25 protein-coding genes are annotated in these 23,507 nt (G+C 69.3%); 12 read left to right on the forward strand and 13 right to left on the reverse strand.

Annotation, left to right across the window (positions count from 1 at the left end):
• Positions 1-52 precede the first annotated feature (52 nt).
• Positions 53-1,669, forward strand: coding sequence for a lipopolysaccharide biosynthesis protein (locus tag C5C07_RS10430; protein ID WP_199522732.1), 1,617 nt, complete (start codon positions 53-55; stop codon positions 1,667-1,669).
• A 303-nt stretch (positions 1,670-1,972) separates the two neighbouring features.
• Here C5C07_RS10430 and C5C07_RS10435 read toward each other — a convergent pair whose 3' ends face one another.
• Positions 1,973-2,416 (reverse strand): hypothetical protein, encoded by a 444-nt coding sequence (locus C5C07_RS10435; protein WP_004974747.1) that lies wholly within the window; start codon positions 2,414-2,416, stop codon positions 1,973-1,975.
• A gap of 42 nt (positions 2,417-2,458) precedes the next feature.
• On the reverse strand, positions 2,459-3,844 hold the full coding sequence (locus C5C07_RS10440) for an NAD(P)/FAD-dependent oxidoreductase (protein WP_004974749.1): 1,386 nt from the start codon (positions 3,842-3,844) through the stop codon (positions 2,459-2,461).
• A 333-nt stretch (positions 3,845-4,177) separates the two neighbouring features.
• Between C5C07_RS10440 and C5C07_RS10445 the strand changes: the two genes are divergently transcribed.
• The 3 genes from C5C07_RS10445 to C5C07_RS10455 all read left to right on the forward strand — a co-directional run bounded on the left by C5C07_RS10445 (position 4,178) and on the right by C5C07_RS10455 (position 5,795).
• Positions 4,178-4,405, forward strand: coding sequence for a hypothetical protein (locus tag C5C07_RS10445; protein ID WP_004974750.1), 228 nt, complete (start codon positions 4,178-4,180; stop codon positions 4,403-4,405).
• A 55-nt stretch (positions 4,406-4,460) separates the two neighbouring features.
• Positions 4,461-5,420 (forward strand): D-2-hydroxyacid dehydrogenase, encoded by a 960-nt coding sequence (locus tag C5C07_RS10450; RefSeq protein ID WP_004974753.1) that lies wholly within the window; start codon positions 4,461-4,463, stop codon positions 5,418-5,420.
• A 114-nt stretch (positions 5,421-5,534) separates the two neighbouring features.
• A complete protein-coding gene (locus tag C5C07_RS10455) occupies positions 5,535-5,795 on the forward strand; it encodes a hypothetical protein (RefSeq protein WP_004974755.1) in 261 nt (86 codons plus the stop codon).
• Positions 5,796-5,837: 42 nt separating this feature from the next.
• Here the strand turns inward: C5C07_RS10455 and ilvD are convergent, their stop codons facing one another.
• From ilvD to C5C07_RS10470, 3 genes are all read right to left on the reverse strand, one after another.
• Positions 5,838-7,592 carry a dihydroxy-acid dehydratase gene (ilvD, locus tag C5C07_RS10460; protein WP_004974756.1) on the reverse strand — a complete coding sequence of 585 codons (1,755 nt, stop codon included), beginning with the start codon at positions 7,590-7,592 and terminating at the stop codon, positions 5,838-5,840.
• Between the two features lie 96 nt (positions 7,593-7,688).
• A complete protein-coding gene (locus C5C07_RS10465; RefSeq protein WP_004974757.1) occupies positions 7,689-8,264 on the reverse strand; it encodes a molybdenum cofactor biosynthesis protein B in 576 nt (191 codons plus the stop codon).
• A 94-nt stretch (positions 8,265-8,358) separates the two neighbouring features.
• Positions 8,359-9,162: a winged helix-turn-helix domain-containing protein gene (locus C5C07_RS10470; protein WP_049905059.1), complete on the reverse strand. Its 804-nt coding sequence runs from the start codon at positions 9,160-9,162 to the stop codon at positions 8,359-8,361.
• 234 nt (positions 9,163-9,396) lie between these two features.
• Here C5C07_RS10470 and C5C07_RS10475 point away from each other — a divergent pair, with 234 nt between their 5' ends.
• From C5C07_RS10475 to C5C07_RS10500, 6 genes are all read left to right on the forward strand, one after another.
• Positions 9,397-10,437 (forward strand): zinc-binding dehydrogenase, encoded by a 1,041-nt coding sequence (locus C5C07_RS10475; protein ID WP_115805034.1) that lies wholly within the window; start codon positions 9,397-9,399, stop codon positions 10,435-10,437.
• Positions 10,427-10,747: a hypothetical protein gene (locus tag C5C07_RS10480; RefSeq protein ID WP_004974762.1), complete on the forward strand. Its 321-nt coding sequence runs from the start codon at positions 10,427-10,429 to the stop codon at positions 10,745-10,747. The genes C5C07_RS10475 and C5C07_RS10480 overlap by 11 nt, the downstream gene beginning before the upstream one ends.
• 212 nt (positions 10,748-10,959) lie before the next feature.
• Positions 10,960-11,367 carry a DUF5802 family protein gene (locus C5C07_RS10485; protein ID WP_004974763.1) on the forward strand — a complete coding sequence of 136 codons (408 nt, stop codon included), beginning with the start codon at positions 10,960-10,962 and terminating at the stop codon, positions 11,365-11,367.
• An 87-nt stretch (positions 11,368-11,454) separates the two neighbouring features.
• The gene (locus C5C07_RS10490; protein ID WP_115805035.1) at positions 11,455-12,387 is read left to right on the forward strand and encodes a Vms1/Ankzf1 family peptidyl-tRNA hydrolase; all 933 of its coding nucleotides are present in this window, start codon (positions 11,455-11,457) and stop codon (positions 12,385-12,387) included.
• A 124-nt stretch (positions 12,388-12,511) separates the two neighbouring features.
• Complete coding sequence (locus C5C07_RS10495; RefSeq protein WP_004974769.1) at positions 12,512-13,537, forward strand: DUF1611 domain-containing protein; 1,026 nt, start codon at positions 12,512-12,514, stop codon at positions 13,535-13,537.
• Positions 13,538-14,575, forward strand: a complete 1,038-nt coding sequence (locus tag C5C07_RS10500; RefSeq protein ID WP_004974771.1) for a dipeptide epimerase — start codon at positions 13,538-13,540, stop codon at positions 14,573-14,575.
• A gap of 51 nt (positions 14,576-14,626) precedes the next feature.
• Here the strand turns inward: C5C07_RS10500 and C5C07_RS10505 are convergent, their stop codons facing one another.
• Together C5C07_RS10505 and C5C07_RS10510 are read right to left on the reverse strand one after the other, a co-directional pair.
• The gene (locus tag C5C07_RS10505; RefSeq protein WP_004974774.1) at positions 14,627-15,712 is read right to left on the reverse strand and encodes a hypothetical protein; all 1,086 of its coding nucleotides are present in this window, start codon (positions 15,710-15,712) and stop codon (positions 14,627-14,629) included.
• A 153-nt stretch (positions 15,713-15,865) separates the two neighbouring features.
• Positions 15,866-16,690, reverse strand: coding sequence for a PspA/IM30 family protein (locus C5C07_RS10510; protein WP_004974776.1), 825 nt, complete (start codon positions 16,688-16,690; stop codon positions 15,866-15,868).
• Positions 16,691-16,744: 54 nt separating this feature from the next.
• On the opposite strand from C5C07_RS10510, the gene C5C07_RS10515 reads away from it, so the two are divergent.
• Both C5C07_RS10515 and C5C07_RS10520 read left to right on the forward strand, forming a co-directional pair.
• The gene (locus C5C07_RS10515) at positions 16,745-17,383 is read left to right on the forward strand and encodes a dienelactone hydrolase family protein (protein ID WP_115805036.1); all 639 of its coding nucleotides are present in this window, start codon (positions 16,745-16,747) and stop codon (positions 17,381-17,383) included.
• A gap of 108 nt (positions 17,384-17,491) precedes the next feature.
• Positions 17,492-18,577: a hypothetical protein gene (locus tag C5C07_RS10520; RefSeq protein ID WP_115805037.1), complete on the forward strand. Its 1,086-nt coding sequence runs from the start codon at positions 17,492-17,494 to the stop codon at positions 18,575-18,577.
• Between the two features lie 54 nt (positions 18,578-18,631).
• Here the strand turns inward: C5C07_RS10520 and C5C07_RS10525 are convergent, their stop codons facing one another.
• The 6 genes from C5C07_RS10525 to C5C07_RS10550 form a co-directional block, all read right to left on the reverse strand.
• Positions 18,632-18,961, reverse strand: coding sequence for a transcription factor S (locus C5C07_RS10525; protein ID WP_004042747.1), 330 nt, complete (start codon positions 18,959-18,961; stop codon positions 18,632-18,634).
• Positions 18,962-19,048: 87 nt separating this feature from the next.
• Entirely contained in the window at positions 19,049-19,594 is a 546-nt protein-coding gene (locus C5C07_RS10530) for a hypothetical protein (RefSeq protein WP_115805038.1), read from the reverse strand.
• Between the two features lie 15 nt (positions 19,595-19,609).
• On the reverse strand, positions 19,610-20,524 hold the full coding sequence (locus C5C07_RS10535; RefSeq protein WP_004974788.1) for a hypothetical protein: 915 nt from the start codon (positions 20,522-20,524) through the stop codon (positions 19,610-19,612).
• Positions 20,525-20,600: 76 nt separating this feature from the next.
• Positions 20,601-21,437: an HTR-like protein gene (locus tag C5C07_RS10540; RefSeq protein WP_004974790.1), complete on the reverse strand. Its 837-nt coding sequence runs from the start codon at positions 21,435-21,437 to the stop codon at positions 20,601-20,603.
• A gap of 92 nt (positions 21,438-21,529) precedes the next feature.
• Positions 21,530-22,492, reverse strand: coding sequence for a beta-ribofuranosylaminobenzene 5'-phosphate synthase family protein (locus C5C07_RS10545; RefSeq protein ID WP_115805039.1), 963 nt, complete (start codon positions 22,490-22,492; stop codon positions 21,530-21,532).
• Between the two features lie 203 nt (positions 22,493-22,695).
• Complete coding sequence (locus C5C07_RS10550; RefSeq protein ID WP_115805040.1) at positions 22,696-23,322, reverse strand: DUF4382 domain-containing protein; 627 nt, start codon at positions 23,320-23,322, stop codon at positions 22,696-22,698.
• Positions 23,323-23,507: the final 185 nt, after the last annotated feature.

A 23,507-nucleotide genomic window follows, 5' to 3' on the forward strand; every position in this document is an offset into this window, starting at 1 on the left:
GGGGGAATCAGGCGACTTATTTTCGACCCCGACAAGCGACAGGGACGCGACAGTGCCCTCCGAAACAGCCGCGGACGATACCCTCGACGGCGTCGTCCCCGACGACGATGTCCCCGATAGCGACGTCCCCGACGACGAACGCGAGGCGCTCTTGACCATCGGCCACGGCGCGGTCGTCGCCTCCGGCGGACAGTCGCTCCAGCGGGCGCTGACGACGGCGACCGAGTACGCGCTCGCACAGGGGTTCGGCCCGGTCGTCTACGGCGTCTACGCGTTCGCGTGGCGAGTCTCCCAGCTCTTGTTCCGTCTCGTGAACTTCGGGTCGGTCCCGACGCTCCAGCGGTACCTCTCCGCACACGACGACGACCCCGCGCGTCAGGGACGAGTGGTGGGGCTGGCGTATCTGACGACGCTCATCGTCGGTCTCGGATTCGCCGGCGGGTTGGTCCTCGCGAGCGGGCGGCTCAACGCCGCGACCGTCTCGCACCCCGACTTCCCGCCGACGATACACCTGTTCGCGGCGCTGGTTATCCTCGTCGGCTTGGTGCAGGTCCACGCGGGAATCCTCAGGGCCGTGCAGTCGGCCCGCGGCGAGGCGCTTTTCAACCGCGTCCTCCGCCCGGCGGTCAGGCTGGTGGGGGCCGTCGGCGCGATGGCGCTCGGGTACTCGCTCGTCGGCGTCGCCGGCGCGTTCGTCGTCGGCATGGCCGTGCTCGTCTTGGTGGGCTTTCCGATGGCCGTCTCGGCGAGCGGTATCCGACCCGGTCTTCGCGGCGTGCGCTCCGAGGCCCGGCGGTTCTACAACCACTCCGCGCCCATCGCGCTGAGCAGCCTCGGGAAGGTGTTCCAGAACCGCGTCGACGTGATGCTCGTGGGGTTCCTCCTGACCGCGAAGGCGGCGGGCATCTACAACGTCGTGCTCGTGTTGGTGACGCTGGCGTGGATTCCGCTCCTCTCGTTCAACATGCTCCTGCCGCCGGTCGCGTCGGCGCTCTACGCCGCCGACGAGATGGAGACGCTCAACGCGGTGTACACGGCGGTGACGCGGCTCATCGTCACCTGCGTCGTTCCGATACTGGTCGTGCTCACGGTGTACGGACGGTCGATTCTCTCCGTGTTCGGCCCGAACTTCACGGCGGGCTACGTCCCCCTCGTGGTCTATCTCGGCGGCGTCTTAGTCGGGAGCGCCGTCGGCGCGACGGGGTGGCTGCTCATGATGACCGACCACCAGTACGCCCGGATGGCGCTCGACTGGCTCTTAGCCGTGCTGAACACGCTCCTCACGCTCGCGTTCGTCCGGGCGTTCGGCTTGTCGGGCGCGGCGCTCGGCACGGCCGTCGCCATCGCCGTCCAGAACTCGATTCAGGTCGTCCTCCTTCGCCGCTTCGAGGGGCTGTGGCCCTTCGACGCGACGTTTCTCAAGCCGCTCGGCGCGGGCGTCGCGGCGGCCGGCGTCATGTTCTTCGTCCGCGAGGCGTTGGGCGGGTCCGGTGCGGTCGTCGTCGCCACCGGCGCGACGCTGGGCGCGGCGACCTACGTGGTCGCGCTCGGCGCGCTCGGCGTCAACGACCGCGACCGACTCGTGGTGACGGCGTTGGCCGCCCGCTACCGCCGGGCGATAGCTGCGGCCCTCGGCGAACGAGGGCTCGGCACGTTCGGGAACCGATAGCGGTCGCTCGCGGGGGTTCGGATTCGCCACACTCGCGAGTCGGGCCGGCGACCGACGAGCGTCGAAGAAGTCTCTCGCCGAGAGAAGGTGTCGCCCAGAACACTAACGGCCGGTCTCATCCCGAGGCGGCGTGCCGCGTCGACCGGGAAACCCTCGTGCCGGGCGGTCCGTCTTTCGGGCGCGGACGTTCCGAAGTACGCCGGCGTCTGCCGGCCAGTAGCTGTCGCGTACCCGGGTTCGCCGTGCTGTCATCGCTCCCGAAGCGGGAACACTCGGACGGGGACTTGAGGTACGCAGTCGACCCTAGCGCGCCGGGGGTAAAACGAGTTCCGACCGGCGGGCGTCGTCGCCGGCGAAGAAGACTGCCCGAAGTCGGACGACTTGCCCGTCGACGCGGACGTAGTAGAGACGGTCTTCGGACCGGTCGAACGCCGGGAGCGCGTCGAGGTCCGCGCGGAGGGCGTCGTAGTCGCTCAGGCAGTCGGAGATACTCGACTCGCGGGGGTGGCCCTCGGCGGCCGCTTCGACCACCTTCAGCACCCACGGGCTGTTCGCGACCCGCGGGTCGGCGGCGTCGACGACGGTCGCCCCGTCCGGGGCGTTCCCGACCAGTTCCGCCCGGAGGACGATTTCGGCCGACGTACACCCACGAAGCGACGAGCAGCCGGCGAGGCCGCCGGTCAGCCCGACGCCGACCGCCGCGGCTCCGTGACGGAGTAGCTGACGGCGAGAGGGTCGACCGGCCATCGACTGACAGAAATTCGGAGAAACTGATAAGTCTTCCGTCGACTACAGCGCGTACTCGTCTTCGCGCAGTTGGACGTACTTGCCCTTGCGGTACTTCACCTTCGTCCGCTGGTACTGCGTGGCGAGTTTGGCGGCGCTGAACCCCGCGCTGAGCTTCGAGGCGCCGAACGCCTTGTAGCCCTCGTCCTTTTCGAGGAGCTTCCGGGCCGCCTTGAACGTCTTGTCCCACTGGCCGGGGCCGTAGTCGTGGACGATTTCGGCCATGGCGACGTTCCGGAGGATTTCGTCGCCGATGGCGTCCTTCCAGCGGTCGTTGTAGTCGCTCAGGTCGCCCTCGGCGGCGAGTTCGCCGGCGATGGCTCCCGTCCGGACGGCGACGTGGTCGCCGCCCTCGTGGAAGGCCGAAGTCGCGCCCATCGCCCCGCCGGTGACGGCGATGCCGGCCGCCGCGGGCGAGTCGATAGGTCGCGTCGAGGAGATGGCGTACGTCTCGGTTCCCTTCGTCTTCCCGCGGTCCTCGACGAGAGGGAAGTCCTCGTCGATGTCGTACTCGTCGCCGTACTCCTGTTCGAGAAGGCGGCGGACGTACTCGCGGCCCTGCGGGATTCGCTCGTCGTCCTCGCGGAGGAGCTTGTACGCCTCGCGGTCTTCGACCTCGTCGATGTCGAGGCCGATGGGCATCGTGAGGCCGACCCGGCAGACGTTGTTGTCGTTCGGGAAAATCCACGGATACGCCGTGTGGCCGGGCATGTAGCCCCACCAGAACTTGATTGCGCCGTCGACCTCGTCGAACAGTTCCGGCGGGAACTCGCGGTGTTCCTGATAGGCGATGTGGTTCGCCTCGGTCGACGACAGGCGGTCCGTGATGGGGAACGGAAGCAGGTCGTCGAGCACCTTGTTCGTGACCGTCCGCTGGGGGCCGTCGGCGAGCACGACGAAGTCGGCGCCCACGTCCTCGCCGTTGGCGAGGCGGACGACGTGCCGGGGGTCGTCGCCGGCGGCGTCGAGGTCGGTCTCTACATCGCGGACGGAGGCCTTCACGCGGTACTCCGCGCCGACGTCTTCGGCGCGACTGCGGAGCCAGTCGTCGAACTTCGCCCGGTGGAAGGTGTAGCCGAACTCGTCGTACGAGGAGTCGATGCCGGTGCTCCGAAGGGTCAGCGACTCGTTCGGCCCGATGAACTCCGCGCGGTCGAGGATGTCGAGCACGACGTCGTCGGGGAACTCGTCGGGGTGGATTCCCATGATGTCCACCCAGTAGTCGAGGATACCGGCCGCGTCCGTCGAGTCGGGCCCGAGGCCCGGTCGGTCTGCTCGGGGGACGCCCTTCTCGAGGACCAGGGCGGAGGCCCCGGCCGAGGCCGCGGCGTGTGCCGCCGACGTGCCGGCCGGACCGCCGCCGATGATGGCGACATCTACGCGTTCCATACCGCTACAGCACTTCGCTCGGGTATTAAACCCCCTGAACCGACGCGGCGTCCGACGGTTTCGAGCCGCGCGTCCGCGCGCTGCACCGACCGCGCACCAGCAACGCCGCGTTCGCCGCTCGACGCGCCGCCGCTCGGCCCTCTCGACGGGAACGGCCCCCCAGTAGATTCCGTAGCGTGGCTCACCGCTCTTTCAAAATACTATTACAGATAATCTAAGGGTCCGATGAATTTCACCGACGTATGTCGGTTCTGTCAACAGAACTCAGCCGAATACCGAGGTTGATAACCGGGTGCGGGGGTTTATAGCGGAGAGCGCGGTAGCTCCGAGTCAATGACCGCAGACGAGCCGGACGAACCGAGAGAGCCCGTCGTGTTTCGCGACGAGACGGGCGACCTCGTCTTCGTCGACGGCGGCCCCGCCCCACAGGGGTATGCGCCCGTTGCGTGGAGACTCGGTGAAGACGGCTCGCGGTTCGTCGTCGACCCGACAGTCGATGCCGTCGCGGTCACCCGTACGATTTCGAAACGTCGCCCGCGACGGCGCGAGCCCATCGAGTGAGCGTCCACCCGGCCGAATCGGACAGATTCATCACCGACTTCGAGAATCATCGAGCATGTCCGACCCAGACATCGCGGTGCTTCGGCAGAAGATTCACGGCCTGTCTGCCGAGGCGTACGCCGAAACGCTCCGCGAGCGGCTCCCCGACCGCGAGGTCGCCCTCGCGACTACCCCCGCCGAGGAGCGCGACCTCCTCTCCCGCGCGCGAGTCGCGACCGGCTTCGACGCGGACGAAGCGGACCTCGAAGCCGCCGAGAACCTCGACCTGTTCGCCTGCGTGTTCGCCGGCACGGGCCACCTCCCCATCGAGGCGTTCGAGGCCCGCGACGTGGCCGTCACAAACGCCTCCGGCGTCCACGGTCCGAACATCGCCGAACAGGTCCTCGGCAGCCTCCTCTACTTCGCTCGCCGCTTCCACGTCGCTGAGCGCCAGCAGGACGCCGGCGTCTGGCAGTCGTACCAGACGGTCGAACTGCAGGACTCGACGGTCACCGTCGTCGGTCTCGGCGCGCTCGGCGAGGCGATCGTGGACCGACTCGAACCGTTCGGCGTCGAGACCGTCGGCGTGCGCTACTCGCCGGAGAAGGGCGGCCCGACCGACGAGGTCGTCGGCTTCGACGACGAACAGGGCCTCCACGACGCCTTCGCCCGCGGGGACTACGTCGTCATCGCGTGCCCGCTGACCGACGCCACTCGCGGCCTCGTCGACGCCGACGCGTTCGCGTCGATGGCCCCCGACACCGTCCTCGTCAACGTCGGCCGCGGCCCGGTCGTCGACACCGACGCGCTCGTCTCGCAACTCCGGAGCAACGGCATCCGCGGGGCGGCACTCGACGTGACCGACCCCGAACCGCTGCCCTCTGACCACCCGCTCTGGGACTTCGAAAACGTCCTCATCACCCCCCACAACGCCGGCCACACCCCGAAGTACTGGGAACGCATGGCCGACATCATCGCCGAGAACCTCGACAAACTGGACGCCGGCGACGGCGACCTGCGGAACCGCGTGGCCTAATCCGAGTCGACTCAGCGACTCCGCGATCCGCGACCCTACAACCCCACAGTCGACGGCACCGCGACCGGATTCCGCACCGAAACTGTCAATCCAGTAGCTACTGTCGGTTGTGCCGTGCAGTTCTCAGCGTGGCGGTGGAACCGAATTCTCGCCTTTTTCGGCGGCGCGGGACTCCTCGTTTTCGTCCCGTGGTCCGGGCTCTCGCCCGCCCTCCCGGAGTGGACGATAGACGTGCTGCTGTCCGTCCCGTTCGGCCTGTGCGTCTACGGGTTCACCGAACAGCCGCGAAAAGTGATTGCGCTGATTCCGGTCGGAACCGCGCTCGGAATCGGGGTGCTCGCCCTGTACCGGGCGTCCGGCGTGCACCTGTTTTGACGACTGTGGTCGCGTCGCGGGAGACGCCGCGGCGACTCGTCGTTACTCGTCGCGCGTGAGCGCGGGGTTCGTCACCGCGCCGTTCGCGGCGGAACCGAAGTCGCGGGCGTACTTCGCCAGCACGCCGGAGGTGTACGCCGGCGGCTTGGGTTCCCAGTCCTCTTTCCGCGTTTCGAGTTCTTCGTCGGTGAGGTCCACGGAGAGTTCGCGGTTCGGGATGTCGACGGTCACCTCGTCGCCGTCTTCGAGGAGGCCGATGGGGCCGCCCTCGGTCGCCTCGGGGGCGACGTGGCCGACCATCGGGCCGCGCGTCGCGCCGGAGAACCGGCCGTCGGTGAGAAGCGCCACGTCGTCCTCGTGGCCCTGTCCGACGACGGCCGCGGTGACGCCGAGCATCTCGCGCATGCCGGGGCCGCCGCGCGGACCCTCGTTGCGGATGGCGATGACGTCGCCCTCCTCGATGTGGCCCTCCTGCACGTAGCGCATCGCGTCCTCCTCGTTCTCGAAGACGCGGGCGGGGCCGGTGTGGTGGAAGGCGTCGTCGCCGGTCACCTTCAGGACCGCGCCGTCGGGCGCGAGGTTGCCGGTGAGAATCTTGATGGCTCCCTCCTCCTGATACGGCTCGTCGACCGTGTAGAGGAAGTCCGCTTCGAGGCCCTCGTCGTCCGGGAGGTCGAGGTGGTCGAGTTCCTCGGCGATGGTGCGACCGGTGACGGTCATCGCGTCGCCGTGGAACAGGTCGGCCTCGACGAGACGGCGGATGACGACCGGGATGCCCCCGATTTCGTGGAGGTCGTTCATGACGCGCGTGCCGCCGGGCTGGAGGTTGGCGATTTTCGGCGTGCGCCGGGAGATTTCGTCGAACTCCTCGATGTCGAGGTCGACGCCCGCCTCGGCGGCGAGCGCGAGCAGGTGGAGCACGGCGTTGGTCGACCCGCCGGTAGCGACCTGCAGGGTGATGGCGTTCTCGAAGGACTTCTTCGTGAGGATGTCGGAGGGGCGGCGGTCGTTTTCGACGCAGTCGAGGACGACCTCGCCGGCGCGGCGGGCGTTCTCGTAGCGCTCGTCGGACTCGGCAGGTGCGGAAGCCGACCCGAGCGGGGCCAGTCCGAGTGCCTCGGAGATGGAGGCCATCGTGTTGGCCGTGAACATCCCGCCGCAGGAGCCCGCGCCGGGGCAGGCGTGGCGTTCGAGGTCGTCGAGTTCGTCGGCGCTCATGTCACCTTCGGCGTAGGTGCCGACGCCCTCGAAGACGTTCTGGACGGTGACCTCGCGGCCCTCGTGCTGGCCGGGCATGATGGAACCGCCGTAGAGGAAGACGGAGGGGAGGTCCGTCCGGATGGCGGCCATCATCATGCCGGGGAGGTTCTTGTCGCAGCCGGCGACGGTGACGAGCGCGTCCATGCGCTCGCCGAAGGAGACGAGTTCGACGGAGTCGGCGATGACCTCGCGGGAGATGAGCGAGGCCTTCATGCCCTCGGTCCCCATGGAGATGGCGTCGGAGATGGTGACGGTCCCGAACTCGATGGGCATCCCGCCCGCGGCGTCGATGCCCTCGATGGCCGCGTCGGCAACGTCGTCGAGGTGGACGTTACACGGCGTGATGTCGGCGGCGGGGTTCGGCACGCCGACCATCGGCGACGAGAAGTCCTCGTCGTCGAAGCCCATGGCGCGGAACATCGCACGGTGCGGGGCCTTGTCGGGACCCTCCGTGACCTCCGTGCTGCGGAGGTTCGGGTCCTTACCGCTGGAGAACACGTCGTCCGGGTCCTCCTCGCGTGGGGACTGCTGGCTCATACCTCTTCGGAGCGTGTGCGCGAACTTAAATGGCCGCGACTGGGCAGACGTTGCAGTCGGATTCGCCCGACGACCCTCGATTCTGTGGGCGCTTACCTACTCCTCGTCGCGCCGAGCCAGGCCGGTGAGGTGCGGCGCTTCGGGGACGATTATCTCCGCGGTCCCGAGCCGGGCGGCGTTTTCGCTCCCCGGCAGACAGAACGTCGGCATCCCGTCGACGACGCCCGCGGTCGCGCGGGTGCCGACGACCTTGGTGCCGATTTCGTCGTACGAGAGCCGCCGGAACAGCTCGCCGAAGCCGGGGAGCGTCTTCCCGAACAACTGCGCCGTCGCCTCGACGGTCCGGTCGTCGGGCGTGACGCCCGTCCCGCCGGTCGTGACCGTCACGTCGACGTCGCCGCGGTCGGCCATCCGCGAGACCGCGGTCTGTATCGCGTCGTAGTCGTCGTCGACGACCCGCCGGACCGACACCGAGTGACCCGCCTCGCGGAACAGTTCCGCTATCGCGTCGCCCGCGGGGTCGTCGTCCACGTCGCGGGTTGAGGAAATCGTCAGCACCGCCGCTTCGAGGTCGTCGATGTCGTGGTGGTGATGGTCGTGGCCGTGATCGCCGTGGTCGTGGTCGCCGTGGTCGTGGTCTCCCTCGCCGTGATGATGGTCGTGGTCGCTCACGGCCGCGCCTTCGTCGGCGGGCGATAAAGTTCCCGCGTCGGCCCGGCGGTCATCGGCTCGGGCGGCCGGACAGTTCACCGCCGAGCGGTGCGGCTCACTCGCCGTCCGGAACCTCGTCGAGCAAGTCGGGCGCCAGGCGTTCCGCGTTCTCGCGGAGCGTCTCGAACTGTCCTCTGGCCCACTCGACCGCCTCCTCGGTGTCGTTGCGGGCGACCCCGCCGAGTCCGGTGTCGGTGTAGACGACGATGCCCGCCTCGTCTTCCGTCACCCAGAGGCCGAACCGGAACGGGACCTCGGCCCGGTAGAGCGTCACCGACTCGTGTCGGAGCTGGTCGGCGATGACCGCGCGAGAGTCCGGAGCGGCGACGAGCCGGTCGAACAGCTCGTCGGCGATTATCATCTCGACGACCGTCCCGCCGGCCGTCGCCGTCTCGTAGAACGGGCGGAGCTGACCGACGAGGGCGACCGGGGCGACGCCCGAGACTCGCTCCGCGCTCTCGACGCTCGAAAACAGCTCCTGAATCGCGCTGTCCGGGATGTTCGGACTCGACGTGTGCACCGTCGCGCCCGTCAAGAACGCGGGGTCGAGCGGCGCGTCGACCGGGAGCATCGAGAGGAGGTCTCGGGCCGCGTGGACGCCGCGGAGCGAGTCGAGACACTCGTCGTACGCGTCGAGCGCGCGCCGGCCGACGCACGTCAGTCGGTACTGGCCGTCGCCGCGCTCGGCGAGCCCGGCGTCGAGCAGTTCGCGGACGACGCGGTCGACCGTCGAACGCGACGTACCGAGGTCGTCTGCGAGCCCGCGCTTGTCTCGCGGTCGCTCCGCGAGCGCTCGGACGAACGCCGACCGCCTCACGAGCAGACGCGAGAGCTGTGCTGAAGTCCCGTCTCTGGTCACGTGCGTGCCTCTCTTCGGAGCAGGGTCCGACGACTGTCGGCCCGGCTGTTCAGCCCGCTGATCCCGTCGGCGAGCGCGACTGCCAAACCCGACTGTGTTGGGTACCCTGCGTCGTATATATCTTCGCCCCGATAGGTTTTGACACCTGTGGAAATACGCTGAATGTCGAAATAGAGGAAAGACGATTGGCGTAAACCCACACTTTAGTTCCTGCCCTTCCTCGGTGGTGTCGAGATGAAAGCGGTCCAATTCACGGAACACGGCGACCGAGACGTCCTCGAATACGGCGACTTCCCGGACCCGGAGGTCGGCCCCGACGAGGTCCTCGTCGACGTGAAGGCGGCGTCGCTCAACCACCTCGACATCTGGACGCGACGCGGCCTCCCGGGCGTCGAGTTGGAGATGCCGCACATTCCCGGCAGCGACATGGCCGGCGTCGTCACCGAGGTCGGCGAGCGCGTGACCCGATTCGAGGCGGGCGACCACGTCGCGCTCATCGCGGGCGTCGCCGGCGGCGGCGACGAGTTCTCCCGGAAGGGCGACCCGACGCTCGCGCCGGACTTCCACATCATCGGCGAGCACGTCCGCGGCGTCCACGCCGAGTTCGCGGCGATTCCCGAGGAGAACCTCGTGCCCGTCCCCGAGAACGTGCCGTGGGAGGTCGCCGGCTCCGCGTCGCTCGTCTTCCAGACCGCGTGGCGGATGCTCGTCGACCGCGGCGAACTGCGCCCGGGCGAGAAGGTGCTCGTCCTCGGCGCGTCCGGCGGCGTCGGCCACGCGGCCGTCCAAATCGCCGACTACGCGGGCGCGGAAGTGTACGCCACCGCCTCCACCGACGAGAAACTGGAGTACGCGAAAGAGTGCGGCGCGGACCACGTCATCAACTACGAGGAGGAGGACTTCTCGAAGGAGATTCGGAAGCTCACGGACGGCCGCGGCGTCGACATGGTCGTCGACCACATCGGCGAGGCGACCTACAAGCAGTCGCTCAAGAGCCTCGTCAAGGGCGGCCGCGTCGTCACCTGCGGGGCGACCACCGGCCCCGACCCGGGCGCGGGCCTCAACTACATCTTCTGGAACCAGCTCTCGGTCATCGGCTCGACGATGGCGACGCCCGGCGAGGCCGACGAGGTGCTCGACCTCGTCTGGGACGGCACCTTCGAGCCCCGCATCCGCGAGACGCTCCCCATGAGCGAAATCGACCGCGCGCACGAGCTCATCGAGGAGCGACAGGGCTTTGGCAAGGTGGTCGTAATCCCAGATAGTGAGCTCTGACACTACGGCTCGGGACGACGCGACCACCGAGTCCGACACCTACGTCCACCGGCCGGACGGCGTCGCCGTCGGCGGCGGTAGCTCGGAGCCGGAGGCGACCGGCTTCGGCGACCGCGGCTGGGTGCTCGTCGGCGTCGTCGCGCTCTGTTTCCTCGTCATCCCCGGCGCGGTGTACCTCGTGCCGTCGCTCCCGGCGATGGCCGGCCTGCCGTACCTCGCGGCCATGCTGGCCCTGCCGATGCTCCCGGCGCTCGCGCTCGGCCTCGTCGCCGTCTGGTCGATGACCGCGGCGACCCGCGGCGGCGACTGAATCGACCCGTTCGACCCGTCGAAACCGCTCTTTCGGGTGGTCGAGACGCGACGCCCGTTTTCGTTTTCACCCCCGATTCTCTCGCACCCGAGCCGCGCTCTCGGCTGCCGGTGTCGAACCCGGCCGCCGATTCTCAGCGGTGGAATTGCGTGCCGATATAAATGGTTCCGACAAGGCTTATCCCGTTCCGTGGGAGACATTCACACGCACAGATGTTCGAACGGTTCTCCAGCAGTTACTTCCTCGGCCGCTTGTACGTCGAACCGTACGACGGAGCCGAGGCGGCGATTCACCGAACGGAACACGAGCGACTCAACGAGTGCGTCTACACGGACGGCCGCGGCGTCGAGCGAGTCGACTACCCGCTCGTGATGAAACTCGACACGGCCCACTTCCCCGTCGTCGGCGACGACGGCGTGCCCTCGGGAACGCTCGCGCTTCCCCGAGACGCCGTGGACGCGGACGCGCTTCCGGACGACAGACCGGTGCTTCTCGCCGACGCCCCGCGGGCCGCCGAGTTACTCCGGTACGCCGGCTACGACCTCGACGACCTCGCGCCCGGCGGTCCCGGCGGGACCGAGGGCTCCGGCCCGGACCGACCCGACGACAGGCTGGCCTGAGGCCCCGCAGCCGCCGCGGCGAGCGGGTTCCCGCGCCGTCCGCCTCGCGTCCGAACGCTCAAGTGGTCGGCCCGCACGCGTCCGTGTATGCTGGACGAGTTGTTGGGTCGAGCCGAACTCAAAGAGCGCATCGCCGAGTTGGAAGACGAACGCGACGCGCTAGCCGGGCGTCTAGAGGGCGAGTCCGAGCGCCGAACGGAGGCGGCCCGCGCGCGACAGGAAGCCGAGAAGGAGGTCAACCGCCTCGAAGACCGCATCACCGAACTCGAAGACCGCGTGGAGCGCCTCTCGGGCGACGACGACTCCCTCGACTACCGCGGCACCGAGGACCTCCGCGGCGACCGCCTCCGCGAGGTGCTGTCCCGGCTGGACTCACTTTCGACCGACGCGGAGGGCGCGCTCACCGCCGCCGTCGCCGACGACCGCTCGCTCCCCTCGGCCGTCGAGTCCGCCTTCGGCGACCGGGCGTCGCTCGTCCGACGGGCCGCGCCCTGCGTCGCGCTCACCGACGACGCCGGACTGGTGAGCGTCGCGCTCTCGCCCCCGCGCCAACCCGACGGCTTCGACGCGTGGAGCGACGGCTTCGACCTCGACCCGGCGTGGTTCCACCCGACCGAGACCACCGTCGTCGCGCTCGTCCGCGGCGACCTGTTCGCTCTCGGCCGCTACGAGGACGCTGACCTCGAATTCGTCGAGGGCTTCGAGAGCGACGTGAAGTCCGCCCACTCGAAAGGCGGGTTCTCGCAGGCTCGCTTCGAGCGCATCCGCGAGGGCCAAATCGACGACCACCTCGACCGCTGTCACGAGGCGCTCGACGAGTTCCTCGGCGGCGGTTCCGGCGCGGATGCGGGTGCCGCCAGCGGCGACGCCGACCTCGTCGTCCTCGGCGAGCGGACCGTCCTCGGCGAGTTCCGCGACCGGGCCGCGCTGACAGCGACCGTGGACGCCAGCGGCGACCCCGAAGCGGCGCTCGCGGAGGCGTCCAGGGAGTTCTGGACGACGCGGCTCTACCGGCTCTGAGCCGGCGGCGACGCCGCGGTGCGGTCCCTGTCGTCCCGAATAGTCGCAGACGACTCGGCGACGCGACCCGACGGTCGCCGCCGAACCGTCCCACCTTTTAGGGTGGCACGTAGTGTCACCCAGTATGAGCGACCCACAGCGAGTCGTCGTCCTCGCACACGAGAAGTTCCCCGACCGCGCGAAGACCGCCACGGGCGTCCTGAAGTACGCCGACTACGACGTGGTGGCCGTCCTCGACCGCGACAACCCCGGCACCTCCGCCGCCGACCACCGCCGCGACCTCCCCGACGTGCCGGTCGTCTCCTCGATGGCCGACGCGCCCGACGCCGACGCCCTCCTCATCGGCATCTCGCCCATCGGCGGCGCGTTCGACGAGACGTGGCGCGACGACGTTCGCACCGCCCTCGAACGCGGCTGCGACCTCATCTCCGGCCTCCACTACTTCCTCACCGAAGACGAGGAGTTCGTCCGACTCGCCGACGAACACGGCTGCGACATCAACGACGTCCGCAAGCCTCACGACGACCTCGGCGTCGCGCAGGGCAAATCCGCCGATGTCGACGCGGAAGTCGTCCTCACGGTCGGCACGGACTGTTCGGTCGGCAAGATGACCGCGACGCTCGAACTCGTCGAGGCCGCCCGCGAGCGGGGCATCGACGCGGGCTTCATCCCGACCGGCCAGACCGGCATCATGATTGCGGGTTGGGGTAACCCCGTCGACCGCGTCGTGAGCGACTTCACCGCCGGCGCGGTCGAGGAGATGATTCTGGAGAAGGGCGACGAACACGACGTGCTCTTTGTCGAGGGCCAAGGGAGCATCGTCCACCCTGCGTACTCCGCGGTCACCTGCGGCATCCTCCACGGCTCGATGGCCGACAAGCTCGTGCTCTGTCACGAGGCCACCCGCGAGGCGATTCACGGCTACGAGGAGTTCGCCCTGCCCGACCTCTCGGAGTACGTCTCGCTGTACGAGAACCTCGCCGACCCGGTCCACGAGGCCGACGTGGTCGCCGGGATGCTCAACACCTCGCACGTCGACGACGACGTGGAGGCGGCCGAGGCCGTCGACGCCTTCGCCGACGAACTCGGCGTCCCCGCGGTCGACCCCGTCCGGTTCGGCTCGGCCGACCTCGTCGACGAGGTGTTCTAGATGCTCGCGACCGAGTTCGAGCGCGTCTCGATGCCGCTGGCCGAGCCGTTCGGCATCGCCCGCGGCGTCCAGACCGAAGCCGAGAACGTCGTCGTCCGCATCGAGGACGAAGGCGGCATGACGGGCGTCGGCGCGGCCGCCCCGTCGTCGCACTACGGCGAGACCGCCGACACCGTCGAGGCCGTGCTTCCGGACCTGCTCTCGGTGGTCGAGGAGGTCGGCGACGCCCACGCCATCGACCGCATCGAGCGCCGACTGGCCGAGACGGTCCGCCGCAACCCGGCCGCGCGAACCGCCGTGAGCATCGCCCTCCACGACCTCGCGGCCAAGCGCCTCGGCGTCCCCTTGTACCGCCTCTGGGGGCTCGACTCGTCGCGGACGCCAACCTCGTCGTACACCGTCGGCCTCGACGACCTCGACACGATGCGCGAGAAGACCAAAGAGGCCTACGAGGCCGGCTACGACGTGCTCAAGGTCAAACTCGGCACCGACCGCGACAGGGCCATCGTCGAGGCCGTCCGCGACGAGGCCCCCGGCGTGACCATCCGAGTCGACGCCAACGAGGCGTGGACGCCCCGCGAGGCCGTCGAGATGACCGAGTTCCTCGCCGACCACGGCGTCGAGTTCGTCGAACAGCCGGTCCCCGCGGAGGACTACGAGGGGCTGAAGTTCGTCTACGACCACGGCGCGCTCCCCATCGCGGCCGACGAGTCCTGTATCACGGCCGACGACATCCCGCGCATCGCCGACCGGGTCGATATCGCGAACCTCAAACTGATGAAGTGCGGCGGCCTCACGGAGGCGAAACGCGCCATCCACGCCGCCCGGGCCCACGGGCTGGAAGTCATGCTCGGCTGCATGATAGAGACGAACGCCGCCATCGCGGCGGGCTGTCACCTCGCGCCGCTGCTCGACTACGCCGACCTCGACGGCTCGCTCCTCCTCGCGGACGACCCCTACGAGGGCGTTCCGATGCCGAACGGCGAAATCGACCTCGACGCGCTCGACCGCCCGGGAACCGGCGCTCAGCGTCGGTGAGGCGGAGAATCGGCGGCGCGGTGACGCCGCGACGCCGACGCTGAACGCCCCTCAGGACTCCCAGTCGAGGTCGTCTTCGCGGGTCTCCGACCGGAGCACGAACGGCCCGATAGAGAGCGTTCGTTTTGCGACCGTGGAGATTCGGAGAACCGCGGCCGCGAGCACGGCGAAGGGCGCGAGCGAGACGGCAACCACGAACGCCACGGTGAGAAGCAGGTTCGACACGCCGAGCGTCGCACCGGTAATCGTCGTCGGGTCGTCGAGAAAGAGAATCGCGCCGATGCTCGCCACGAGCGCGGGGACCGCCGCGTAGAACATCGTCCGCGAGAGGTCGACCAGTTCCCACCGGAAGTAGAGCGTCTTGACGTGTTCGCGGGCGGGGCCGAACAGTTCGAGCGCGTCGCGAAGCTCCGACAGCGCCGTCTTCGTCTCCGCCGAGAGGTCGGCGTCGTGGACGCGCCGGAGCCGCGCCGCCTGATAGATTTTCCACGAGTAGTTCAGGTCCAGCGCCGCCGACAGCACCTCGAACGTCCCGAACTGCCGGCCCTCCAAGCGCCCCGCGACCGCCTCGGCGTTGGACTCGACCTCCTCGGCGAACTCGCGGACGCGGGTCGTCGGGTCGTCGCTCGCGTCGGCGTCGCCGCTCTCGCCCGCGTCACCGTCCGCACCGAGCGTCTCTTCGACCGCCCGCGCCCGCGACGCGATGCCCTCGGCCAGCGCGCGCAGGAACGCCGAGGGCTCCGGCGGCGCGACCGGCGCGTCCAGCAGGTCCGCCACGTCCTCGCGGAAGGTCATCGACCCCTCCATCCGGTCGCGCTGGTCGCCCAGCGGGCCGAGTTCGCGCGAGAGCACGAGCTGATTGATGGTGACGACGAGCGTGACCCCCGTGATAATCGCGGTGAGAAGCCCCTGTGCCAGCGTCTCGATGGGGTCCGAGGCCTCGACGGCGACCCGGAGCGGGGTCGGGTCCAGTTGGCCGAGGACGACGACGCTACAGAAGACGACGACGAGCGGGGCCGCGGCGACGACGCGGCGGTCCGCGTCGAGGAGGGCGCGGAGCTTCGCGCGGCTCGTCGTCCCGCGCTCCCGCATCGTGTCGTCGGGCTCGCCGGCCGACGGGCCGCCGGTGTTCGACATGGACGAAGCTATCGCGGGGGTGGTTGAAGTGCGTACTGGCGATTCGTCGCAGAGACGCGCGAGTCACGGGACGGCGGAGGCGGTAGGGCGGCGGGGCAGTTGAGGCGGTTGAGGCGGTGAGGGACGTTGAGACGGCGGGGTCCGCGGGCGCGCTCAGGAGGAGTCGTCTTCGTTCTTCAACTCTTCGAGCTCGGCTTCGACCTCCTCGTCGGCCACGTCGGTCTCGACGTCCACGTCGGCGTCGGCCGCGCTCTCGCTTTCGGCGTCCGATGACCCGGACGACTTGCCCATCTCGGCTTTGAGCGTCTCGAGTTCGGTGTCGACCTCGGCGCTGGAGCGGCCGGCTTCGAGTTCGCGCTCGATGGAGTCCTTGTCCGACAGGGCGTCGTCGAACGCGCCGGAGTCCATGAGTTCGTCCATCGCGGCCGAGCGGGCCTCCATCTCGTCGGTGCGTTCCTCGGCGCGTTCGAGCGCGCGCCCCACGTCGGCCATCTCGTCGCCGACGCCGGACATCGCCTCGGAGACGCGGCTCGACGCCTCGGCGGCCTCGTAGCGGGCCTTCATGGTCTCCTTTTTCGTGCGGAACTCCTCGATGCGGCTCTGGAGTTCGTCCTTCTTGTTGACGAGCTGGTCCTGCGTCTCCTGCAGGCTGGCGATTTGGGTCTCCAGCTCCTCGATTTGGCTCATCTTCGCCTGCTTCTTTTCGAGCGCCTTGCGCGCGAGGTCCTCGCGGTCCTGCTGGACGGCCTCGCGGGCCTGGTCGTTGTGCTTTTCGACGTTCTCTTCGAGGCGGCGCTTCTGTATCTCCAGTCGCTTCTTCTGGGTCGTCAGGTCGGCGATGCCCTGTTTGACCTGCTGTAGCTCGTCGCGCATCTTCTCGTAGGAGTAGTCGAGCGTCTCGGTCGGGTCCTCCGCACGGTTGAGGAGGGCGTTTATCTTCGACCGGATGACGTACGACGTGCGAGAGAGAATTCCCATACCCAATTACTACGCGACGTTCGGCTTAAAACCTCACCAGCGCAACCTGTCTCTATGACCGAGACGATTCTCGTTCCCGGGGGGCGCGACGTGCGGGCGACCCTCGACCGCGCCCACGGAGACGGCGCGGACGGCACGAACGACCCGGCGACCCGAAGCGACGCCGTCGTCGTCGCCTGTCCGCCCCATCCACAACACCAAGGCCACCGCGGCGACGGCCGCCTCGTCGCCGTCAGCGACGCGCTCACCGCCCGCGGCGTCGACTGCCTCCGCTTCGATTACGGCCCGTGGGACGAGGGCTACGGCGAGCGCGCCGACACCCTCCGGGCGGTCGAGTGGGCCGCGGAGCGCTACGACCGCGTGGGCCTGTTCGGCTTCTCGTTCGGCGGCGCGATGGCGCTCCTCGCGGCCGCCGAGGGCGCGGCCGTGGACGCCGTCTCCGCGCTCGGACCCGCCGGACGACTCGCCGACGACCTCGACGCCGTCGCGGCCTTCGACCGCATCCCCGTGCCCGTGCAGGTCGTCTACGGCACCCGCGACGACGTCGCCGACTGGGAACCCGTCGTCGAGCGCGCCCGCGAGTACCATCAACCGGTCGTCGAGTTCGCCGCCGACCACTTCTTCGTTGGACAGGAGGCGAAGGTCGCGGCCGCCGTCGCCGACTTCCTCATCCCGAACCTCGGCGTCGAGTGAGAGCGGGGGTGAGCGACGGGGTCACTTTCGACGCCATCGACCCGTGACGAAACGACCTACGACAATTCGACCGAACGACATTTTTGGCTCGGCTCCGAAGCCGGGTGCATGGTCCCTCGCAAGCGACTCGCCGCCGTCGTCGCCCTCCTCCTCGTCGGCGTCGCGCTGAGCCAGTCGTTCGCCGTCGCCACCTCCACTTCGGCCATCGAATCGACGTACCAAGCCGAGGAAGTGACAGCCGACTCGCCGCCCGGTCTCGTCGCCTCCCACGACTCGGACGTGGTCAACCTCGACGAGACGGTGAACGAGACGCCGCAACTCCGAGAGCCGGTCGCGACCGCCGCCCGCACCGGCCGGTACGACGGCGACATCGAACCCGAGGCGTACATGACTCTCTCGGACGTGAACGAAGACGCCGAGTTCGCGGTCTACGACGGTCGGTACTATCGCTTCTCGCTGAACGTCTCAGGCGACCCCGTCCGCGCGACCATCGAACTCGACCCGACCGACTGGGAGACCGTTTCCGCCGCGGCGTCGTCGCCCGCCTCAAACGCCAGCGCCGACGTGCGCGAGGCCATCGACGAGGGAACCGTCACCAACAGCACGTTCGTCGTGCCGGGGCTCTACGAGCGCGGCGGCGCGCACTACCTCGTCTCCTCCGCGAACCCGGGTGAAGTCATCGGGAACTTCCTCACCATCGTCGGCGGGTTCCTGTTCAACCCCATCGGCTGGGCGTACACCGTCGCGGGCCTCGGCCTCCTCGGCGCGTTCCGGATTCACGGCCGCGCCCGCCCGCTGGACCGCCGAACTGCCCTACTGGTCGTCCCCGGCACGCTCGTCGCCATGTGGCTGGCGACGACGCTCACCAACACGGGGTCGCTCGGCATGCGCTACGTCCTCGTCCCCGGCATCGGCGCCGTGACCGCCTTCGGCCTGTTCGCCGGCTTCTGCATCCGCCGCGGGTCGTGGAAGTCGCTCGTCGGCTGGAGCGTCGCGCTCGTCGCGCTCGTCATCGCGGCCGACGCCGTCGCCATCGGCGTCGTCGGGACGATTTTCGGCGCTCTGGGGCTCGTCGTCGGCTGGTTCGGGAGCCTGTTGCTCCTTCCCTACGGCTACGCGCTCGCGGCTGACGCCGAAGACGAAGTCGAGGATGGGCCGGGGGCGGTGACGGCCGCGGAGTTGGGAGAGGGGTGACCCGGCTCTCGGGACTTGGTGCGTGAGCGTGGAGAAAGCGGCGTCGTCAGTCTCTCAGTTGTACTCGCGCCATCGGTAGCCGCACTCTTGGCACTTGAAAAAGCGCGTCGGCGGTTCGTCGGCCGACCCGGTCTGCTTGATGGTGTACCACGCTTTCGTGTGGCCGCAGTCGTCGCAGTGAACGTCCTTCGCGGTCGGCTTGCCCTCGAACTCCGCGCCCTCTTCGGTCTCGATGAGTTCGTCGCCCGACTGCGCCTCGGTGGAGACGAACTCCGCCGCGAGTTCCTCGTCGCGCTCGGCGGTCCCCCCGCAGTCGTCGTTCGTGCAGGTCATCGCGCCGTTCTGGCTCACCATCATCGAACCGCACTCGTCGCAGAACTGCATACCCGACGGTAGCGGACCGAGGGCAAAGAAGCTGTCACTCCGCGGCGTCGTCGGGAGAATCCGAACCGACCCGCCGTCCCGCCGCCGTCAGTCGTCCTTCTCGACCATCGGGCAGTTCCGCACCCGGAAGTGGTCGCTGTCTTCGAGTTCGACGATGGTCGTTCCCTCGTGGTGGCACGCGAGTTCCGGCGGCTCGCCGAAGTGCTCGCAGCGCTGGCAGAACTCGGTCTTGGGGACGACGTGGTCCGAGACGCCGTCGCCGTCGTCGACGGGGGTGGCCTCGGCTCCGACGCCGACGCCCGCCGCGCGCTCCTCGTCCCCGCCTTCGACGAGCGCCGTCCACACGTCCTCGCGGTCGAGTTCGCCGACCTCGACCGACTCGAACAGTTCGTCCGTCTCGTCGCGCTGGTCGGTGATGCGCGAGCGTGCGCGGCGCTCGGCCACACGTCCGGCGAGGTCCGAAAGCGGGGCCGAGTCGGCGTCGTCGCTTCGCCCGTCGCGGCCTCCGTCCGGGGCGCGGGCGGCCTCGGCGCTGTCGTCTCCCGGGTCGGCGCGTCCGAATGAGTCGTCGCGGTCGCCGGAGACGGATGGCTCGCCCTCCGCCGCGTCGTCTGTTGAATTGTCGTCGGTCATCGTCCTCGTGAGTCTTCAGTCGTCGCCGTGTTCGCTCCCCGGCGCGGCACCCTGCTGAGCCGACTCCCTCTCCTCCTCCCGGGGGGCGTATCGGTCGTCGTCGCCGTCGGTCGCGTCGTCGACCACGCCGGTAACCGCCTCGTCGAGGAGGTCGGCGACCTCGTCGGTCGCGCGGGCGTCGTCCGCCGATTCCAGCGCAGGGAGCCGGCCGGTGTGGAGCGTCGCCGACCCGAAGAAACCGGGCGAGGACGACAGCTCGCGGAACGGGGACCGACACGACGGACAGCGGGGCTCCGCGAGCAGGTCCAGGTGGACGGTCTCGTCGCACTCCTCGCATCGCGCTTTCTTCTCGCCGGTGGCATTCGCGGTGCGGAGGAGTTCGGCGAGCGCCTTTCGTTCGAGGTCGGCGGCTTCGAGGTCGGCCGCCCGACCGCGGAGGTCGAGCAGCGTCCGCGCGACCGCCCGGAGGTTCTCGTCGAGCGTCGCGGTCGTCTCGTCGAGGTAGGTGAGAATCTCCTCGAAGTTCTCGAAGCCGGCGTCGACCCGCTCGTCTAAGTCGGTCACGCGGTTTCGAGCCGCGCGCACGTCGTCGGCCAGTCGGTCGAGTTCGGCGTCTAACTCCGGATGGGTGTGGTCGCGCGGTGCCTTCTCGTCCGCCTCGCGCTTGACCTGCACGACGCGCATCCGAACGTCAGATATCTTCTCGTCCAGTTCGCCTTCGAGTTCATCGACGCGCGCTTCGACCCCGCCGAGGCGGTCCGAGACCGCGTCCGCGTCGTCGAGCGATTCGCCCGCGTCGCTCACGGCGAGCCGATAGGTCCCGAGGGCCCGTGCGAGCACCGTCTCCGGGTCGACGCCCTCCTCGTCGGCGCGCGCTTCGACCCACGTGCGGAGGTCGTCTGGGAGCGACACCCCGTCTTCCCCTTCCATCTTCGTTTCCAGTTTGTCTACGCAGCCTTAAGAACTATCCCCGAATTCGCGACTGTTCGGTGGTCCGACAGTCGAATCAGCGAATCTTCCGCACGTCGCTCACGTCGAGGCCGCTCTCGTTGATTTCGGTCTCGAACTGCACGATGTTCTCGCTCTCTAGCCGGGCGAGCACGCCGCGGAACTCCTGGACGACCATGGTCCGCGCGCGCTTCGACCCCCCGGACTCCCACTCGAAGAGCAGCGAGCCGCCGGTCGCGCCCTTGAGGACGCCGAGTTCGGTCTTCGAGAGCGCCTCGGTGCTCACGAGCACGAGGATGAGTCCGCCCCACTGGTAGGAGGCCTTCTCCAGTCCCTTGATGACCATCGCGATGTCAGACCACGTCATCTCGTCGGACTGGCTCGCCACGAGGTCGGTCAGGGAGTCGATGACGACGAGGTTGCCGGGCGCGTGCTGACTCAGGGTGGTCCCCAACGCGCCCAGCACGGACTCGCGGTTGTGTCGGTGGCCGAGGTCCTCCAACTTCGTCGGCTGGCCGAGGTACCACTCGCGCGGAATCGGACTGAGTTGGAAGTACTCCGGCGAGAGGTCGTGGAACTCGATGTGTTCGACCGCGGACTCGACGAGTTCGTCGTCCATCGTGTAACCCATCTCCCGGCGCAGGTACTCCTCGCCGGCGGTAAAGGAGACGTAGTGAATCTCCGGCGGCGGCGTCGCGGTGTCCGCGAGCGAGCCGTAGTGGAGGTCGAACAGCTCCTCGTCGGTGTGCGAGAGGGCGTTCATCGTCGCGCTCGTGTAGAGGAACTCCCGAGCGCCCGCGCCGGACTCTCCCGCGAGGAGCACGACGTTCCCCGGGGGTGCGCCGCCGCCGATGATGCTGTCGAGGCGGGGGACGCCGAAGGGGATTTGAGACATATCGAATCCGACTCGGCCGCGTCGGTTAGGCGTTTCGGGGAGCGCGACGCGAGGTTCCGCCGCCGGCGCTCCCGTCCCGTCGTCCCGCGCGCTCACTCCACGCTCGCGCCGCGGTTCCGCCCGCGGGCGACCGAGACGCTCCCGTCGATGTCGGCGTCGGCCAGCGCTGCTCGCCCCGCGTCGACCGCCTCGTCGACGTGGTCGGCGTCGGTCACGCCGTAGACGGTCGGCCCCCACGACGACTGACCCGCGCCGTAGACGACCGGCGACTCGGACAGCGACGAGACGAGCGCGCCGACCGGCGGGCGGTAGACGCCCCCCTGCTCGTCGGCGTACCACGTCCCGTTGAGCCGGCCGACGGACTCGACGGCCTCGCCGAAGCGCTCGGCGGACCCCTCGGCGAGCGCCGGGAGCAGCCGTCTGGTGACGATGCCGGCGATTCGGTCGCCGGTCTGTGCGTCCGCGCGCTCGACGACGGAGCGCATGCTCGACTCCTCGGACGCGCCGTTGCGGCCGGGGTCCGCGTCGGGGACGACGAGCAGGAACCGCCAGCGGTCGGGTATCTCGTGTCGGGTGGCGACCGCCGGCACCGACCACGAACCGTCTTCCGGTCGGTCGGTGGTGAACCGCGCGGTCGGGTGGCCCGCGTCGAGGACGGCCCCGCCGGCTTCGAAGGTGGCGACGCCGACGCCGGAGCGGCCGCCGCGACCCATCTCGGGGGCGAGTCGGCGCACGTCGGCCTCGCGGCCCGTCGCGGCCCCGACCGCCCGCAACACCGCGAGCGCGAGCTGTGTCCCGCTCCCGAGGCCGGCGTGTCGCGGCAGGGTGCGCTCGACCGAGAGGTCGACGCCGTCGGCTCCGAGGAGGTCGACCGCCTGTTCGGCGTACTCGCGGGCGGCGGGATGCCGACACCGAACGTCGGACGCGGGCTCGGCGGCGACGACCACCCGCGGCTCGTCGAGCGCGACGCCCACGCCGCCGTAGAGGCGGTCGCGGGCGAGGCTCAGATTGAGGAAGCCGAAGTGGATGCGCGCGCCGGTCGAGACCCGAACCATGTCACCGGCTATCGGCGGGGACGCCAAAAGGGGGTTTCGACCATGGCAACGCGGGCCGGGGTTACCCGCCGCTGTCGGTCGGTTTCGACTCTCGGGGCGGTGGTCGAAAGGGGGTGGGCCGAGGCGCAGGAAGAACGAAAGCGGGGCGAACTGAAACCGGGGGCGCATCGCCTCAGCGGGGGTGACAGGCGGGAGGAGCCGCGTTACGAGGTCGTCTCGTTCGTCGTCGTTTCGTTGGCGGTCGAATCGGTCGTCGTCCCGTTCGTCTCCGTCTCGTTCGCCGTCGTCTCCGTTGACTCGTACGTCACCGTCACCTCGTCGGCGACGGGCTGGAGGACGTACTTGCCCGCGTTGCCGGCCTTGACGGGCGTGAAGTCGGCCGTGAACGTGGTCGTCTCGTCGGCGCGAATCTCGAAGGACCGCTCGAACTTCAGCGGGGCGGACCCGGGCACCTCGACGGTCGCCGAGGACCCGTCGGTGAGGGTCGCGTCGGTCTCCGACACCTCGACCTGCAGGGACTCGTAGGTGCCAGTCTCCAGTTCGAACTCCTCGACGAGCGCCGAGGCGTCGCCCTGTAGTTCGACGAGGTCGAGTTCCGCGTCGCCCGCGTCGAGCGACTCCGCCTCGCCGTCATCGGGCTTGACGCGGACCGTCGAGACCGTCACGACGCAGGACTCGAAGTCGGCGATGTCGCCGGGCTTGTCGCTCACGCGGGCCGAGAGCGTCCCCGTCGTCGCGGACGCGGTGCCCATACATCCGGCGAGGCCGGCGGTGGTTGCGGCGGCGATTCCAGCGGCGGACGTGAGGAAGCGTCGTCTGGTGCGTGTCATTGGTAGGTGTCCGTGTGTCTGCGGGGCGTCGCGGCGCGACCGGGCGGTCCGCGCGATGACTGGTGGGGAACCGCCGTCGCCCCGCGACGTCGCTCGCTCTGCACGCCGCGGTATTGAAGGGTGGAAACCGACGCGCCGGCTTGCGGTCGTTGGCGCGAGATTCGGCTCGAAAGACGCCGAATTTC

Origin of the sequence: Haloferax sp. Atlit-4N (assembly GCF_003383025.1) — an archaeon.
GTDB classification, from domain to species: Archaea; Halobacteriota; Halobacteria; order Halobacteriales; family Haloferacaceae; genus Haloferax; species Haloferax gibbonsii.

Coding starts and splice junctions, on each gene's coding strand:
- C5C07_RS10545 (WP_115805039.1), bottom strand. CDS start 22,492: ATGGTTCGGGTCTCGACCGGCGCGCGCATCCACTTCGGCTTCCTCAAT.
- ilvD (WP_004974756.1), bottom strand. CDS start 7,592: ATGAGCCAGCAGTCCCCACGCGAGGAGGACCCGGACGACGTGTTCTCC.
- C5C07_RS10450 (WP_004974753.1), top strand. CDS start 4,461: ATGTCCGACCCAGACATCGCGGTGCTTCGGCAGAAGATTCACGGCCTG.
- C5C07_RS10540 (WP_004974790.1), bottom strand. CDS start 21,437: ATGTCTCAAATCCCCTTCGGCGTCCCCCGCCTCGACAGCATCATCGGC.
- C5C07_RS10475 (WP_115805034.1), top strand. CDS start 9,397: ATGAAAGCGGTCCAATTCACGGAACACGGCGACCGAGACGTCCTCGAA.
- C5C07_RS10535 (WP_004974788.1), bottom strand. CDS start 20,524: ATGGAAGGGGAAGACGGGGTGTCGCTCCCAGACGACCTCCGCACGTGG.
- C5C07_RS10485 (WP_004974763.1), top strand. CDS start 10,960: ATGTTCGAACGGTTCTCCAGCAGTTACTTCCTCGGCCGCTTGTACGTC.
- C5C07_RS10515 (WP_115805036.1), top strand. CDS start 16,745: ATGACCGAGACGATTCTCGTTCCCGGGGGGCGCGACGTGCGGGCGACC.
- C5C07_RS10525 (WP_004042747.1), bottom strand. CDS start 18,961: ATGCAGTTCTGCGACGAGTGCGGTTCGATGATGGTGAGCCAGAACGGC.
- C5C07_RS10530 (WP_115805038.1), bottom strand. CDS start 19,594: ATGACCGACGACAATTCAACAGACGACGCGGCGGAGGGCGAGCCATCC.
- C5C07_RS10435 (WP_004974747.1), bottom strand. CDS start 2,416: ATGGCCGGTCGACCCTCTCGCCGTCAGCTACTCCGTCACGGAGCCGCG.
- C5C07_RS10505 (WP_004974774.1), bottom strand. CDS start 15,712: ATGTCGAACACCGGCGGCCCGTCGGCCGGCGAGCCCGACGACACGATG.
- C5C07_RS10500 (WP_004974771.1), top strand. CDS start 13,538: ATGCTCGCGACCGAGTTCGAGCGCGTCTCGATGCCGCTGGCCGAGCCG.
- C5C07_RS10495 (WP_004974769.1), top strand. CDS start 12,512: ATGAGCGACCCACAGCGAGTCGTCGTCCTCGCACACGAGAAGTTCCCC.
- C5C07_RS10520 (WP_115805037.1), top strand. CDS start 17,492: ATGGTCCCTCGCAAGCGACTCGCCGCCGTCGTCGCCCTCCTCCTCGTC.
- C5C07_RS10550 (WP_115805040.1), bottom strand. CDS start 23,322: ATGACACGCACCAGACGACGCTTCCTCACGTCCGCCGCTGGAATCGCC.
- C5C07_RS10445 (WP_004974750.1), top strand. CDS start 4,178: ATGACCGCAGACGAGCCGGACGAACCGAGAGAGCCCGTCGTGTTTCGC.
- C5C07_RS10510 (WP_004974776.1), bottom strand. CDS start 16,690: ATGGGAATTCTCTCTCGCACGTCGTACGTCATCCGGTCGAAGATAAAC.
- C5C07_RS10440 (WP_004974749.1), bottom strand. CDS start 3,844: ATGGAACGCGTAGATGTCGCCATCATCGGCGGCGGTCCGGCCGGCACG.
- C5C07_RS10490 (WP_115805035.1), top strand. CDS start 11,455: ATGCTGGACGAGTTGTTGGGTCGAGCCGAACTCAAAGAGCGCATCGCC.